General features: G+C 69.0%; 11 protein-coding genes and 3 pseudogenes. 12 read left to right on the forward strand and 2 right to left on the reverse strand.

All coding sequences use genetic code 11. The features are described from left to right. Positions 1-111 precede the first annotated feature (111 nt). Positions 112-1,141: pseudogene (locus ACIBLC_RS41645) on the reverse strand (IS3 family transposase); the annotation flags it as partial. 330 nt (positions 1,142-1,471) lie between these two features. Next, a complete protein-coding gene (locus ACIBLC_RS41650; RefSeq protein ID WP_399216699.1) occupies positions 1,472-4,258 on the reverse strand; it encodes a protein kinase in 2,787 nt (928 codons plus the stop codon). Positions 4,259-5,028: 770 nt separating this feature from the next. Here ACIBLC_RS41650 and ACIBLC_RS41655 point away from each other — a divergent pair. The 12 genes and pseudogenes from ACIBLC_RS41655 to ACIBLC_RS41710 form a co-directional block, all read left to right on the forward strand. Beyond that, a pseudogene (locus ACIBLC_RS41655) lies at positions 5,029-5,181 on the forward strand (helix-turn-helix domain-containing protein); the annotation flags it as partial. A gap of 45 nt (positions 5,182-5,226) precedes the next feature. Continuing rightward, complete coding sequence (locus ACIBLC_RS41660; RefSeq protein WP_399216707.1) at positions 5,227-6,678, forward strand: M48 family metallopeptidase; 1,452 nt, start codon at positions 5,227-5,229, stop codon at positions 6,676-6,678. A 290-nt stretch (positions 6,679-6,968) separates the two neighbouring features. Next, positions 6,969-7,069, forward strand: a pseudogene (locus ACIBLC_RS41665) (IS5/IS1182 family transposase); the annotation flags it as partial. A gap of 150 nt (positions 7,070-7,219) precedes the next feature. Then, a complete protein-coding gene (locus tag ACIBLC_RS41670) occupies positions 7,220-7,480 on the forward strand; it encodes a hypothetical protein (protein ID WP_399216709.1) in 261 nt (86 codons plus the stop codon). Between the two features lie 301 nt (positions 7,481-7,781). Further along, positions 7,782-8,336, forward strand: coding sequence for a bacterial transcriptional activator domain-containing protein (locus ACIBLC_RS41675; protein ID WP_399216700.1), 555 nt, complete (start codon positions 7,782-7,784; stop codon positions 8,334-8,336). 221 nt (positions 8,337-8,557) lie between these two features. After that, positions 8,558-8,707, forward strand: a complete 150-nt coding sequence (locus ACIBLC_RS41680; RefSeq protein ID WP_399216701.1) for a hypothetical protein — start codon at positions 8,558-8,560, stop codon at positions 8,705-8,707. A 483-nt stretch (positions 8,708-9,190) separates the two neighbouring features. Further along, entirely contained in the window at positions 9,191-9,910 is a 720-nt protein-coding gene (gene uppS, locus ACIBLC_RS41685) for a polyprenyl diphosphate synthase (RefSeq protein ID WP_399216708.1), read from the forward strand. Further along, positions 9,907-11,376: an oxygenase MpaB family protein gene (locus ACIBLC_RS41690; RefSeq protein ID WP_399216702.1), complete on the forward strand. Its 1,470-nt coding sequence runs from the start codon at positions 9,907-9,909 to the stop codon at positions 11,374-11,376. Before uppS ends, ACIBLC_RS41690 begins: the two co-directional genes overlap by 4 nt. A gap of 823 nt (positions 11,377-12,199) precedes the next feature. Then, complete coding sequence (locus ACIBLC_RS41695) at positions 12,200-13,042, forward strand: hypothetical protein (RefSeq protein ID WP_399216703.1); 843 nt, start codon at positions 12,200-12,202, stop codon at positions 13,040-13,042. Further along, positions 13,036-14,406: a helix-turn-helix domain-containing protein gene (locus ACIBLC_RS41700; RefSeq protein WP_399216704.1), complete on the forward strand. Its 1,371-nt coding sequence runs from the start codon at positions 13,036-13,038 to the stop codon at positions 14,404-14,406. The genes ACIBLC_RS41695 and ACIBLC_RS41700 overlap by 7 nt, the downstream gene beginning before the upstream one ends. A gap of 187 nt (positions 14,407-14,593) precedes the next feature. Then, positions 14,594-15,397: a hypothetical protein gene (locus ACIBLC_RS41705; RefSeq protein ID WP_399216705.1), complete on the forward strand. Its 804-nt coding sequence runs from the start codon at positions 14,594-14,596 to the stop codon at positions 15,395-15,397. A 72-nt stretch (positions 15,398-15,469) separates the two neighbouring features. Next, a complete protein-coding gene (locus ACIBLC_RS41710; protein WP_399216706.1) occupies positions 15,470-15,682 on the forward strand; it encodes a hypothetical protein in 213 nt (70 codons plus the stop codon). Positions 15,683-15,925: the final 243 nt, after the last annotated feature.

Here is a 15,925-nt window from a genome sequence, read left to right on the forward strand (position 1 = left end):
AGCCCACCCCCGACACAGCCCACACCCCAACCCGAACCCGCCAACACCCCGACATACACCCCCCCACGCAACACACCCCACCCACCAAGCCCCAGGTCTGGTGCAGCTTTGTTCGCCCCGGGTCTTCAACCGCCGACGGTTGAGCAGTTCGATCTGCATCGAGGACCAGAACGACTCCATCATCGCGTTGTCCAGGCCGTCCCCGACGGTGCCGAACGACGGCAGAAGGCCGGCGGAGCGGATCCGCTCCCCGAAGACCCAGGAGGTGAACTGGGTTCCGTGATCGGCGTGAACGATCCCGCCCGGCTCAGGGCGGCGGTTGCGGATGGCCATGTCCAACGCGTTGACCACGAGGGTGGAGTCCTGCCTGGAGTCGATGGACCAGCCCACGATCCTGCGGCTGAACGCGTCCAGGACCGCCGCGCAAGTAGACCCATCCTTCCCTGGTGCGGTGCTGCGTGGTGTCGGTGACCCACAGCTCGTCGGGACGCAGCCGATGGAACTTGCGATTGACCAGGTCCTCGGCGGTGACGATGCCACGCAGGTGCTTCACGCGCACCGGTCCGGGCAGGCCGTGGATCCCGGCCTGCGTCATCAGCACCGACACGGTCCTGGAGCAGACCTGGATGCCACATGCCGAGGGTGAGCTCGGCGTGGATACGGCGGTAGCCGTAGGTACCGTGGGAGGCGACGTGGACCTGCCGGATCAGCCCGGTCAGCCAGTCCCGCCGTAGCTGCCGCGGTGTGGTCGGGGTGCGCTTGTGCTTGTAGTAGTTCTGCCGGGTGACGCCAAGGATCCGGCAGCATCGGTCGACCGGTGCCCCGGCATCGACGAGTCGGTCGATCACCGGGTAGAGCCTTTTGGGCGGGGCTTGTCCTCGTCAAGGAACTTCGCCGCCTGCCGGACGATCCCCAGCTCGGTTTCCAGCTCACGGATCCGCCGGCGAGCGGCCCGCAGCTCAGCGGACTCGCTCGACGGCGTTCCCAGTCGCCGCCCGTTGTCGATGTCGTCCTGCCGCAACCACTTCGACAACGTGACGGGATGGATGCCGAGCTCGACCGCGGTCTGCTTGGCCTGCTTGCCGGCGCGGACCAGCGCGACGGCACGTGCCCAGAACTCCGGAGGATAAGGGCGAGGCATGACTGCCAGCCTTCCGTGAAGGACTGTCAGTTAGCCACCAGAACTGGAACCCAGGACCTGGGGCAGGTCAAGATGTCACCCGATCGTGCAGCAGACCCAACCGAACCGGTGCACGTAGCAGTCACACCCAGCGGTGAGCGCGGTGGACGCAGGCACAGTGGTACTGCTCAACTGATCAGGCAACGGGCTTCCTTGGTCGTACTGGGTGTCGTAACCGCGTCACTACCAAGAGGCCCGTTCTTCCATTTGCCCACCGCCGCGCCCCTACCCCTGTCCAGATGATCACCCGCACCGCACACCTCGAACGAAATCCGGTTTGCCACAACGCACTCAGCCCGGCTGGGCGGACCTCAGCGCCGCCAGCAGCGAACGAGCGTCCCGGACCGTGGGATGGCCGTCACCGAGACGTACGGCGACCTCGTCCACGACGCGTTCGGCGTAAGCCGTTCCGCTTGTCCCGTCGTAGCCGAGCATGGCGTGGGAGACCTTGAGGCGCAGGGCCAGGGGGTGGTCCTCGCCGAGCCGGGAGCGCGCCTCCGCGGCGAAGGCGCCGCATTCCCGGCGTACCTGGTCGGTCGACTTCGAGCCGCCTTCGCGTTCCCAGGCGAGGACTTGGGCTTCGAGGTCCCGGGCCGCGGTGTCGGGGGTGCGGGCCTCGGGTGGTGTGTCACTGGTGTCGCCGCCAGTCGCCAGCCGTGCGGCGACCGTGGTGTCGTCCGGTCCCTCGAGCCGAGTGTGGACGAGCGTCTCGAAGCGGCGGGTGGCCGGGAGAGCGGCGTGCTCGCGGATGAGGGTCGTTGCCTCGGCGGGCAGGGGCGGCGGGGCGCAGCGTTCCGCCTCCGGTCTGAGGGATGCGCCCGCAGGTCCGACCGCGAGGGCCGCGGCGACCTCGGCGGGGGTCGGCCGCCGGGCCGGATCGGCCTGCAGACACGACCGCACGACCTGCTCCAGTTCGGCGGGCAGACCCCCCAGGTCGGGCGTGCCGTCGCAGATGTTGCTCATCACGGCGAGAACCTTCCTGCCCCAGGGAAGGCGCCCCAGGGCGAGGCGGGCGAGGAGCGTGCCGAGGGAGAACACGTCACTGGCCGGAGTCAACTGCTGGTGCTCCCGGATCTGTTCGGGCGAGGCGTAGGCGTACGTACCGGCGAACCCGCTCCGGGGCTCGGTCAGCCGCTCGATCTGCGCGATACCAAAGTCGATGACGCGGGGGCCGTCCTCGGTCAGCAGCACGTTCGCGGGTTTGAGGTCGAGATGCACGATGCCCTCGGCGTGAATGGCGCTGAGCGCGGAGGCAATGCCCGCACCGATGCCGCGGACGGTGGCGGTATCCAGGGCGCCGCACCGCTCGGCCACCTCCTGCAGCGAGGGCGCGGCCACGAACGGCACGGCCATCCAGGGGGTCTCGCCGCTGGTGTCGGCGGCAATCACGGGCACGGTGAACCGGCCGCTGACCCGCCGGGCCGCCTGCACCTCGTGCGTGAACCCATCTCGGATCGAGGAGTCGGCCGCGTACTCCGCGTGCAGGGTCTTGACCGCCACCATGACGCCGTCCGGATCCTGGCAGAGGTAGACGCGACCGAACCCGCCCTCCCCGACGCGCTCCAGGACCTCGTAGGGACCGAAGGCCGCCGGATCCTCCATCGTCCGCGCGGACGTGGCCCGCGCCACCTGCCGCCACTCCCCCAGGGCCTCGGCTTCCGCATGGACGTCCGTGGGACCACCCTGGGCACGCTCGGGGGCGGGTTCCGGCTCCGCCGGCTCGTCGTCCACCACGACGATCGACACCGAATGGGCCGTGCCGTCCCGGAAGGAGTAAGCCTGCACGTTGACATTGCTGGCGCCCTCACTGGAGACGTAGACGCCGAGCAGCCCCAGCCGCTCGCACAGAGCGATCTCCTCGGGTATCGGCCGACGGTCCGCACGGGCGAAGTAGAAGGCGCGGGCCTCGCACCCCTGGTCGGCCACGTGCTGGATCACGGTGCGCCACTGCGCGACGCTGACCCGGTGCGGTCGCGTGTCATCGGTATCACCGCTGACCGGGAAGACCCGGGCGATATACCGGGCGCGGGCTTCACGTGCCAGCAACCCGAAGGCCGTGGCGGGTGCCGCCTGCACCTGCCTGGCGAGCAGGGTTCCCGCCGTGTCGCCGATGTGCAATTCCGTCGTCCCGGCTGCCCGAGCGAGTCCATCGCGTTGCTGGGACAGCGTGTCGTACTCGGGAGAACCCGGGCCCTCTCCCCGTAGCTCCATGCACGCGAGCACTTTCCCGAAACAGACAACGGCTTCGGCCAGGCCTTCTGGGTCATCCGTCTGCATGGCCACCTTCGCCTGCGACACTAGCGCGCCGAGCCTCCGGCCACTGCCCGCGCCGTACAACTCCTCACATTTCTCCGCTATTTGACCGTACATGCGGGCGGCCCTCCGCAGGTCACCGCTCCGCTCGATCTCCGCGGTCGCCGCGACGAGCCCCTCCAGGCTGTCGTGCCCCCGCTCATGACCGAAGGGCAGCCCGCCGGCGAGTTCGGCATAACGCTGTCGGGCGATACCGGTGAGCCGGTGCTGCGAACCGAGCTCGCCCTCGGCGGTCTTCAGCATCCGGGTGAAGGTGCGCAGCGCCGCCGCGTTGTCGCCGGCCTGCTGCTGCCAGTGGCCCATGTCGCAGAGCAGGTTGAGCGCGGCCTCGGTACGGTCCTCCTGCTCGGCAAAGCGGTGCATCTCCTCGTAACGGCGTACGGCTTCCTCGGCCCGCCCTGCCCGGCCATGCCAGTGGGCGAGCTGGTGGCGGGCCAGGCCGGTGTCCTGATGCCGCGGCCCCTGGAGCCGCTCACGGTCGGAGAGGAGCTGCGCGAACAGCTGCACCGCGCCCTCCGGGTCGCCCGACTCCCCTGTCCAGTGAGCGAGTTGGTGCCGCAGGGCCAGGGTGTTGGGGTCGTCCGGCCCGGGCGCAGCCGTCGCACGAACGACCAGTTCGCGGTACCGCTTCACCGCCTTGCCGGGCCTGCCCTGCCGACCGTCCTGCTCGGCCGAGGTACTGCCCTCCCGCAATCGCGCGACCACCTCGGCCGCCGACTCACCGGACTCCGGAGTGCCGTTCCGTCGCTTGCCGATCCAACGCATACAGACCCCCCGGAGCTGTCGATCGGCCGACATCCCGCCCTGCCGGCAGTCCGGATGTAGAGCCCGTACACGGCAAAGTACCGTTCCCACATAGTGAGCGGGAGTGGGTCGTAGATCCATTCCTGTTCACTGCGCCTGCCTCGAACGGTGTTGGGCGGGCTGGGTTACCGCGTTCGCGTCCACGGCGGCGAGGCGGCGACACCACTCCCCGTGGTGGTCCGGTCCGGGGCGGGCGGTTTCCCTTACGCCCGGGGTCTCGAGGTGCGGTCCCATGCCGAACACGATGACTCCCTTCTTCTACCGCCACCGTGACCTGGTCGAACGCGTTCACGCCACCACCCTCGTGGAGGGGGCCGCAGCTTGGGAGAGCCGCGCGCCGCGGTCGAGTCGCGAAGGGCTCCGGCGCGTTCGCCGACACAGGCACGTAGCAGTCACACCCAGAGGTGAGCGCGCTGGACACAGGCACAGTGGTACTGCTCAACTGATCAGGCAACGGGCTTCCTTGGTCATGCTGGGTGTCATAACCGCGTCACTACCAAGAGGCCCGTTCTTCCATGCCCACCGCCGCGCCCCTACCCCTGTCCAGATGATCACCCGCACCGCACACCTCGAACAAAATCCGGTTTGCCACAACGCACTCAGCGACTTCTGCTGCTGGTGCGTCAGTTCCTCGTCGGGGCCCGAAGCTTGAACCGTTGTTGCTGTCCGCGGAGGAGCGGGCGGAGCTGGAGCGGTGGACGCATCGGGCGACATCGGCCCAGTCCCTGGCTTTGCGGGCACGGATTGTGCTGGCGTGTGCGGGTCCGGAAGCATCGCCGATCATCGCGGTGGCCCGGGAGTTGCGGGTGGCCGCGGACACGGTCCGCAAGTGGCGTCGGCGTTTTCGCGCCGAGCGGCTGGACGGGCTGGTCGACGAGCCAAGGCCGGGCCGACCTTGCCGGCCGGCAAGGCGAAGGCACGGGGCGCAAGTGACCGGGACGAAGCAGGCGGCGACCACATCGCGCGCTCTACTCGGCTGCGCCCTGCTGGCCGGAGTCCACATGCTCGCCGTCGCCGTCCTGGCCACCCAACTCCTGCTGCTCATCGCCATCCTGACCACAGAAATCTGGCAATTCGCCGTGCTGGGCTCCCTCACCGTGGTCCCCGCCTCCACCCTGGCCTACGGGCTGCTCGCCGTGACATCCGCCAACGTGGCCGAAGGCCCCCGGATCGTGCTGACCCCACAACAGCAGCCCGAACTGTGGGCTCTGACCGTGCAGCTCGCCGACGAGCTGGACACCGCCGCACCCGCGACAATGCGCCTGGCCGACAGCGTCAACGCCTACGCCTACGCCAGCGAACGCAGCAAGCTTCTGGGCCTGGTCGGAGGCCCCCGCACCCTGGACCTGGGCTTGCCCCTGCTCCTCGGCCTCACCAGGGACGAGCTGCGCGCCGTCCTGTGCCACGAACTGGGGCACTACGCGGGCCGGCACACCCGGCTGGCGGCTGTCAGCCACCGCGGCAGCCTCGCGCTGGAACGTACGGTCCGTCTTCTGAAGGTGATGGAGACCGACCGGACCAGCGTCAAAACGCCGGTGCGACTGCTCCTGAATCTCACCGAGGCGTACAACAGTGTCTACCTGCGCCAGACCTTGGCCGTACGGCGCAGTCAGGAGCTCGAAGCGGACGCCGCGGCGGCCCGGATCGCCGGCGCGCACACGTTCGCGCAGGCCCTGCGGACAGTGCACGCCCTGGCACCGCTCTGGGACGAGTTCATCGAGAACCGGGCCCAGCCGGAGGGTCCATCGGCGCCGGCGGCAGGGAAAGGCGGCGCCGGGTCGCTGCCCCGGTTGATGCTTCCCGACGGCGTGTTCCGGGACTTCGCGGACCGGCTCGCCGATCCGGCGGGCCGGCCCTTCGCGGACGGCAGGAGAACCTCGGCACTGAAGGTCGTCTCCAAGGACGGGCTCGGCAGTCACCCGCCGCTGGCGGTCCGGCTGGCGGCCCTGTGCCCCGACGGCGATCCGGACAGCGCCCACCGACCGACCGTGAGCACACGCCCTCCCGCCGCGGGTCTTCTGCGGGACCTCCCCGAACTGGTCGAGGCCCTACAGGACGCCATGCGCCCGGTCGGTGGCGCGGACCCCGCACACGCCGGCGCCACAGTGCCGATAGAACCACCGCAGCTCAACAGGGCATTCCTGCTGTTCAGAGCCAAGACCATGCTGATCGGAACGTTCCTGGTCCTGGCGGCGAGCATCTTCGTCCACACCGTCATCTCCCCGCCCCGCACCGATCCACCACCGTTCTCCCCACTGCCCAACACGCAGACCGTCTGGCCTGAGGCGACGCTTCCGCCGCTGACCCGTCCGACGTTCACCCTTCCGCCCGTCCCGCCGCCCGGCGGGCTCACCGCTCTGCCGCTTCTGCCGGTGAAGTAGTCGGCAAGCGACCGGCTGCGGTCGTCGGCGCTCAGACGTCGGCCGCGGGACAACTCACTGTGGAATGACAATGTGTGGACGACCGGCTCCAGCCAGGTCGGCCGCAGATGCTCCCGCGGGACGGCCAGACGCTCGGACCTGGCGGACTGACAAAAGGGGGCCGAACGAGAGCTGCCCTGAACAGCAACCATCAAGGGTCCGACGGGCATATTGCGGGGCCTGAGTTACCCAAACGTCCGGCGGGCAACTCGAACAGGTTATAGCTCTTGCCAGCTACGCGCGGACGGCCCCGGGGCGGGGGATGGCACCCGTCTCAAATCTGGTGATCAACGGGGTGCTGTTCCGGGCCCGGACGGGGGTGCCCTGGCCGGATCCGCCCGAGCGGTACGGGCTCGACCTTCGCGGCTGCCTCCGGCGTACCGGCGGCCCGCAGCATGGTGGCGATATCGGTGAGCTGAACGGGTATGGGCAGGTTTGCCGCTCCCGTCTGAGGGCCATTGCTGAGGACGACCCTTCAACTCATCGAACAGGGAGTCTTTTCATGCGCATGCGTACCATTATGGCGGCCACGGTTCTGTCGGCCGGTCTTGTTCTTGGCGGTTCGGCCTCGGCGCTGGCGCACGGCGGGGACGGACAGGGCGACGACGGCCACTCGTCGAGCGCGTGCTGGATCGTGGCTGGTGCGGGCCACGGCCAGGGCTACTACGCCCAGGGATGTCAGCGCTCCGACGACGAGGGCAATGAGCGCCAGGGCCACGACGGCTCCCTGTCCGGCCCGGACTTCGGCAACCATCAGCACTGATCGTCCCGCCGCGCCTCCCACCTTGGCGGCCAGCGCCGGACAGCGGGTGCCACCCCTGGCCCAAGCCCGCTGCGAAGCAGCGCGCCAGGGTGGGTAGGGCGCACAGGACATCCGCTCCCCGCGGAGGCACAGCACCGGTCCCGTCACCTCGGCCGTAACGGGACCTGCCAGTACCGGCCACGGTCCCGGACAGGCACGACTTGCCGCACTGCTGTACTTCCGGCCAGGTCGCAGCGCTGATGCACTGTGCACGGACATGGACCCGGCCAGTCCCTGGACCGCCGCCACACTCAACGCTCGGATGCGAGGCCCGCGCCGGGCTCTGGGCAACGACCCGACACGCCACGCCTACGTGCCACGACGCCGTAGTTCCGGGGAGGATCCCCATCAGCTCGCCGCGAGCGTGCGATGCGACTGGACACGCTTCGTCGAGTTCGCCGAATGCGCCCTCTCGCACGGCCTGGCGGCACTGCCCGACCTGGAGAGAGCGCTTGGCCTGGTGCAAGGCCGGCCGTTCGGAAGCAGGCCGCTGCCCTGGGCCGAGCCCCACCAGCAGGAAATGATCACCCGGATCATCGACGTCGCCCACACCATCGCCACCCACCGCACCCCGCCGGGCCCCCACCACGACCTCACCGCGGCCCGCCACGCCATCACCACCGGCCTCAGCGCCGACGACAGCGCCGAACTCCTCTACCGCGACTGGATATGCATCGAGCACGCCGCCGGGAACCGGCCCGAGCTGCACGCCGCCATCACTCGGATCCAGCAGATCAACCGCGCCCTCGACTGCTACCTCGAATCGGAGACTGAACAGCTTACCCACGCCCTCCTGCGCCCCACTCACGCCGAATAAGCACTGTACGATCCACGTTTTCATGAGCATTTCCGCGTGATCATGAGGAGTCACTACGTTCAGTAGCTGTCGGCCCCCTTGGACAGCTCGACGCTCCCCGCGAACGCCTCACGGTCGCCCTCGTCGCCATCTACGCCCGCTTCCCCGAACAGTTCGTCTACCTCGAGCGAACGGACCTCGATCGCAGCAAAGGTCGACTACGCCTACTTCGGGCAGGAAGCATGGCCGACATCGTCTACCTCGACGCCTTCACCCTGCGCCTGGCCACATCATGGGAACTCCAGCGCCACCACCGCTGGCCCGACAGCTCCAACCCCCACCTCTTCGTCAACCGCAACACCGCCGTCGACGATTCCATCCCCGCCCAATAGCGCCGCCGTCCAACTGATCTTCCAGCGAGTCGGCCTTCCCCGCCTCCCGCCTGCGCGTGGACCTCATCGTGGACGAGGACCGGCACAGCGCCGACCCCATCCGGCTGATGTTTTCCCCACCCCCTTGCTGCACCCGTTGAGAAAGAGACGGGTCGTGCTGGCGCGGACGGGGTCGTCGATCGCGGTCAGCGGAGAAGCTACCGCCAGAACGCGGGAATCGGACGACTGAGCCAATGGTGACAGTCACCCGATTGGCCGGTCAGGACTCTTTCGCGCCGTCAGACTCTGGGAGGGAACACGCCGGTGGGGCGTGGGTATGGGCGAGACGGGGTGGGCGTGACCGAGCGCGGTAGGGCCGACCGTGCCGTTCCGGGTGAGACGGGGCTGGGCGTGACTGACCACGGCGTCCCGCCCGCCCGGCCGGCCACGAAAGACCGGCCGGGCGAACAGTACGGCGACGAGCTGCGGCAGGACGACAGGCCGATGCGTGCGGTGCCGCGACACGTAGCCTGCGTGATGGACGGCAACGGCCGCTGGGCGCAGCGGCGTTCGCTTCCCCGGACGGCGGGCCACCGGGCTGCGGAGACGACCGTCATCGACATCATCGAGGCGGCCCGGGCTGCCGGTGTCGAGTGGCTCAGCCTGTACGCCTTCTCCACCGAGAACTGGGACCGACCAGGCACAGAGGTCGACTATCTGATGCGCTTGGTCCGCCGGGTCGTGCGGAAGCATGCCCCGTTGCTGCTGGCCCGTGGCATCCGCTGTCGCTTCCTCGGGGTCGCCGACCCGCGTATCCCCCGTGAACTGGCTTGGGACTTCGACGATCTGGCGGCGCTGACCGCCGACAACCGGGGGATGACGCTGACCGTGGCCTTCGACCACGGCGGGCGCCGGGACATCGTGGAGGCCGCAAGGTCGCTGATCCGCAGCAAGACGCCCGCTGATGAGGTGACCGAACGGCTCTTCGCGGACCACCTGCCGTTCCCCGACACCCCCGACGTGGACCTCGCCATCCGCACCTCCGGCGAGCAGCGCATCTCCAACTTCATGCTCTGGCAGGTTGCCTACGCCGAGTGGATCTTCCCCGAAGTGCTCTGGCCGGACTTCCGAGCCCCCGAGTTCCTCACTTGCCTACATACCTACCGGCGCCGCGACCGCCGCTTCGGCGGCGTGCCGCCCCGGACGAACGGAGAACCATCATGACCACCGAAACCACGGACACGGCCGACGAGGCACCCCTGTTCGCCCCGGAATCGCAGTTCAGCGCCTTCTTCGACGACCCGCGCTGGGCGCTGGCCATCATCCGCGCCACCGTGTTGGAGGCCGCTCACCCGCAGATCGGCGCTGCCCTCGTCGACAACTCCACCTTCGTCGCCCACCCCTGGCGCCGACTGCGCAACACCTTCCTCAGCATGCGGCGCATGTTCGCCACCGACTTGGCGGAACGCGAACGAGAAGCCGCCCGGCTCAACCGGCTGCACGCCCGCATGAGCGGCTCCGACTCCCGCGGGCGCGCCTACGACGCGATGGACCGCGCGACCCGGGCCTGGGTGGTCGCCACCCTCTTCGAGAGCGCCGTCACCATGTGCCGACTGAGCGGCCAGCCGCTCGACCAGGACACGATGGAACGGATGTACGCCGAATACCGCACGTACCTCGCCGCGCTCGACGGTGACGCCGCAGAACTCCCCGAGGACCTGAACGACTTCTGGCGATACTTCGACAGGGTCGTCGAAAACGAGCTCGAGAACACCGAAGCGGCCCGCGTCATCCTCTACCGGCTCTTCGACCACCTGCCCGCCCCAGCACTGCTCGACGGCGCACCGACGCTGTGGGCGGCCGGCCGGGCCGTCGCCGGCCCGCTCCTCGGCGCGATCACCGTCGCCTCGCTCCCCGAGCCATACCGGCGCAGGGCCGGGCTGCCGGAGATGCCCGGTGCCCAGACCCTCATGCAAGGCGCCTACCTCACCGCCGGGCTCGCCCGCTTCCTACCCGAGGGCTGGATCAGCGCCGAAAGCATCATCGAAGTCCTCTCCCTCTCGCCTGGCAGCGACGACCCCCGCGCCCGCACCGTGGCCGCTCTGCGCGCCCGCATGAAGCGGGCGTCGGCCCTGCTCCGTCTCCTCACACCACTGGGCGGCGACGCTGGCCCCGGCCCGGACCCGGCGCCTTACGCGGGCACGGGAGAGGGCCGACGCTCGGCGGGGGAGTTCTTCCGCCAGGTGCTGGACCAGACCGGCGACGGCCACCTCGACTGGCCTGACCTCGCCGCCATGGCACGTGAACTGTCCACCCGCCTCGACCTGGACGAACCCGAGGAGACCCGGCTCTACGACGCCTTCGCCGCCTGGTGGCGCGAGCTCCAGGCCGCCCTCGACACGGACGGCGACGGCCGCGTCAGCGCCGACGAGTACGCCGCCGCCATCCCCTACCTCTCCGGACCCGCGCTCATCCGCGTCGCCGAGGTGCTCTTCGACGCCACCGACAAGGACGGAAGCGGGAGCATCGATGCCGACGAGTACAGGACCCTCTTCCGCACCGCCTTCCACCGCGACCTCACCGCCACTGACGGCGCCTACGGCCGGAGCACCTTCGTGGGTGACTTCCTCTCCTTCATGTCGGGCCGCCGCACGAGCACCCCGTACGACCCCCTTCTCGCCGACGCCTAACGAACTCGCGCACGTGGCGGCCAACGGCTGCACGCTCCTGTCCCCACGTCCGGACTTGCGGCTCAGGTGCCCGTGAAACTTCCACGACGGCTGGGACTCCTCAACACGCGCTTACCGTCGGGAATCTGGGGGTCGGTCAGTTCCTGCCGCCGTGGGCACCTCAGCGGGGCATCCTGCTCATGATCAACACCCCCGAGCAGTGCTCACCACACGCGGAATCCGACGTTTCCGCAGGACGCAGTGCTCACGGAACCGCGGTCCCTACAGGCACACAGCCTGTGAGTAGGCCACCCCGACCCAACTCGGCTGCCTCATCCGGGACCACTGGAAGGTCGAGGCCCTGCAGCACGTCCGTGACTCCCCCTTTGTCGAGGACGCCTCGCAGGTGCGGACCGGCAACGCGCCCCGAGCCATGGCCACCTGGCGCAACCGCGGCATCGGAACCCTGGAGCGGTCGGGGTGAACAACATCGCGACCAGCCTGGGCCGCAAAGCCCGCGGCGCCCCCTCGGCCTCGGATGATCACAAAGCGGGCGTCACGCGACTACGCCGAAGCCCTGACCTGGACCCGCGCAAGACTCACCCCAGCAGCAAGACCCCGCCCCAAGCCCCTGAACACCCCGCTTACCGCCACCACCACTGCCACGAGCAGTAAGTTCTCTCCGCAGCGACACTCCTGCGGCATGGCGATGGATCCCGGGCCGACCGTGTGTGACTGGGGTCACAGAAGAGGATTGCCGGTCGGCCTGCCGCTCAGGACCGAGAGAGGAACTCCCCCTACACACGCAGGAGTACACCCCATGCCTGGTTTCAACCTCCGGCCCATGACCATGACGACGCCCCGCTTCCGCAAGCGTTCCCGCGACCCAGGCCTCTCCAAGCGCATACGAGAGAGCGCTGTCTATTGGCGCGCCCTTCCATTTCCCACGGATCTCGGTGTGATCAACGGACGCCGGTCGGTCGAGACCTCCGTCCGGCTTGCCGATCGGATGGGACTCACGTGGTTCCGCCCGCGCCGCAGCGATGGGAGCGAAGCCCTGCGGTGTCGCTACCTGCTCACCACCCCGGTCGACGAGTTCCTCGGGACCACAACCGCATACGTGATCGACCGGAACATCGACGCACTCTGCGCCAAAGCGTTGGCACTCCCCTCCAGCGAGCGATGGCGAACCGCCGTGTCGACCGCCCTCCTGGGCCCATGGTGCAAGCTCGAACATCCCGGATCAGCCGGGCAGTTCGCGTCCATTGCCGCCCTACGGGCAGAGACGCGCGCGCTCCACACACAACTCGTACCGCTCTGGCGGCGGCGTATCCGGCACGGTCGCGTGCTGTCCCTCGACGCCGACCTCGGCGGGCTGTCGCTGCACGACCTGGTCGCCGCCGACGTCGACTACCTGAGGCACACAGCAGGCGGAGTGTTCGACGACGAGCGGCTCAACGCCCTCCTGCTCGGCCTCGATCCGCTCGAGCGGCAGGTCGTGTTCGCGTATGCCGAGGGAGAGGGCACCACCTGGACCGAGGCCGCAGCCGCAGCTGGCGCCACTGACCCAACTGCCTTCGGGGAACGGGTCCGCCGCAAGGCAAAACGCCTCGCCGCGGAACAACGCCGCCGCATCGCCCAAGCCCCGGAGGCAACTCGTCGTCCGCTTAGGGTCAGCCCATGGTGACGCGACTGCGCAGGCTCGAAGATCTGCTGGGCGGACGGCTCGACAGCGTGGACTACCGCAGCATCGCCGATCTGATCGACAACGTCGACGCAGCCAAGGCCGAAGACCTCGACTACAAACGCGAGCACTACGGCAACGGTGACGAAGCCCGGGAAGAACTGGCCAAGGACGTCGCCGCCTTCGCCAACCACACCGGCGGCCTTCTCGTGCTGGGCATGGCCGAGAACAAGGGGGTGCCCAGCAAGGTGTTCGACGTCGACCTCGACGACCGGCACCTGCGGCACAGCCGCCAGGTCATCGCGAATAACACGGCACCGCCTGTCCCCTACGAGGCCATCCCCGTCCACAACCCGGTCGCTCCCGGAACCGGTTTCCTGCTACTCGCCGTTCCTCGCAGCCCTTACGCCCCACACGCCGTCACGGCCCGTCCGACCAAGCTGTCCAGGGATACCCTTCGTTATCCGCGGCGGGGCGGCAGCCAGACCGAGTGGCTCACCGAGACGGATGTGGCCACCTCCTACCGGGCCCGCTACACAGCAGCCGCCGAGCGCGACCGGCGCCTGGCCGACGTCGAAGAGGACCTCGTCGATGCCGTGGCATCGCGGACCACACCGCATCTGATCGTCATCCTGGTCCCGGAGCAGGCCAGCGACATGGTCATCGACTCGGACCGCTTCATCCGCTACCGGGAAGAACTCCTGGCCACGCAACTCCATCTCGGCCAGGAAGGACGCAACTTCGGGAGCGTGACCGTCGGCCCCCGCCGACTGATCGTGGCGGAAGGCAGCGGCCGGTACTCCGCCCGGGCAGAGCTGCACCGCGACGGTAGCGCCGCCGTCGCGATCAGCCTGAACGGGCGGATCCACGTGGACGAATACGAGGACGTCCAGCTGCACACCGCAGAACCCGGAGACGTGGTGTATCCGTTGCTCTGCGCGCTCCCCTTTCTGGCCGCCCACGCACGCGACCGCGCGGGTGCCAGCGGTCCCGCACACGTCAGGGTCGCCCTGGTGGCAGACATCGCCGCTCATCCCACCCAGGCCAGAGTCCTGGACCTCGACCGACCGCCCGTCGCGCCCTTCCGCGTCGACCGGATCGATCCGGCAACAGGCCGTCCGCGGCCCCTCACAGGTGATTCCCACCCCTGCGCGACCGCCGATGCCGGCGTGCTCGTGGACAACCTCGCCGACCTCGACCGCGGTCTCCTCCAAGCCACTGCCGCACTCGCGGACGAACTGCTTCAGGCTTACGGCTATCCCGAGACCGGCCTCATCACCCGCACCGGGGAACTCCGGCCCGACCACTTCTCCCAGCGCAACTCCGGGGCCGTCGCCCAGTGGGCACAGCAGCGCGGGCTCCTGTAGAGCGGCCATCCGCACCGAGCTGGTCCACGCCGCAGCCGCCACCGACTGGAGCACCTCGACCTCCTGGTACCGCCTCCTTTCAGGCCGTGACCCGGATCACACCGACGCGGCGAAGATTCATTGCCAGTGGCCCCGTTCCTCGGGACCGAGAGATGGAAGGTCCCGACCGGGCAAGGAGCAACACGTAATGAACCCCGAGTACTACCTCGTCGTCCCCGGACACCGTGCTGGAGACAGGAACGAGTTCATCGCCGCCACACCGGACGGCATCCGCTTGAAACGCCGGGACGGATTTCCCCGTCCTCTCAGCGCCCTCGGGCTGGTCATCACTCTGCCGAGGCTCATGGGGCTTCCAGGGTGTCCGCCGGACCTCGCGCAGGCCATCATGATCCGCAGCGCCGTCTACGGCCGGAGGACCGGCGCAACGAGAAGCCCCCTCCCTCCGGCCGATCAGGACGCCTCCATCGACCACATCGCCGCCGGGGTGCTGATGGTGCCCCGCAGCGACCGGTGGCGGGAGGCCGTCTCCACCGCCCTGGCCGGCCACTGGTGCGATCCGCTGTGGCAGAGCGGGCAGTTGCCCTTCACGGCGCTCGGCGCTCTGAAAGCGGAAGCCTGCACGGTGCACCGCCGACTGGTGCCCCTGTGGCGGCGCAGGACCCGGCACGGGCGGGTCCTGTCGCTGGATGCGGACCTGGGCGACGGGTTGTCGTTGTACGACCTGGTCACCACCGAGGTGGACTACCTGGCCCACACATCGGACGGAGTGTACGAGGACGAGCGGCTCAACAGGGTGCTGCGTGGCCTCGACCCGCTCGAGCAGCAGATCGTGTTCGCCTACGCCGCGGGTGAAGGCACCACCTGGACCGAGGCCGCGGCCGGCGCCGCCGACCCCGAGGCCCTCGGCGAACGCGTCCGCCGGAAGACCAGACGGCTGGCTGCCGAGCAGCGGCGCCGTGCCGTTCAGCGGGACTCCCGGTCAGACTTCTGAGATTCTTTGCCGGTGGGGCTGGAGCCCGGGACCGAGAGGTGAACACCCTCTCGTCGAAGGAACACAGCCATCATGATCGTTCTCCTCCTGCTGGCCCTGCTGATTCTGGCGGTCATCGTCACGCGGGCCATGGACAAGGCCAAGGACACTGAGGTCACCGGCATCGTCCGGATCGCCCTCACTGCGATCGTCACCCTCGTGCTCACCTACGTGGCCATGCGTGTCGTACCGCCCGAGACCGTGCCCGAACTTCTCAACGCAGCCCTGCGGACCCCTGCGCGCTGAGCGGAGGATCGGGCCTCCGGCCGGCGGAGCACCGATCCCCGGCTCAGTAGAAGTCGGTGAGAAGTAGGAGCAGTTCAGCGGCCGCGACGCCGATGAGCAGGGTCGGCAGATGTTCATGCACGAACATGCTGGCCGTCGGCCTGGCTGCCTCTAACTGGCTCTAACAAAAGCGGGTTGATCATGTGACTGTCCGCTTGATCGCTCGTTGATGTGAGCATGGGGAAGCGTCAGTCGCGACCGTGG

This window comes from Streptomyces sp. NPDC050535 (genome assembly GCF_044457665.1).
GTDB lineage: Bacteria > Actinomycetota > Actinomycetes > Streptomycetales > Streptomycetaceae > Streptomyces.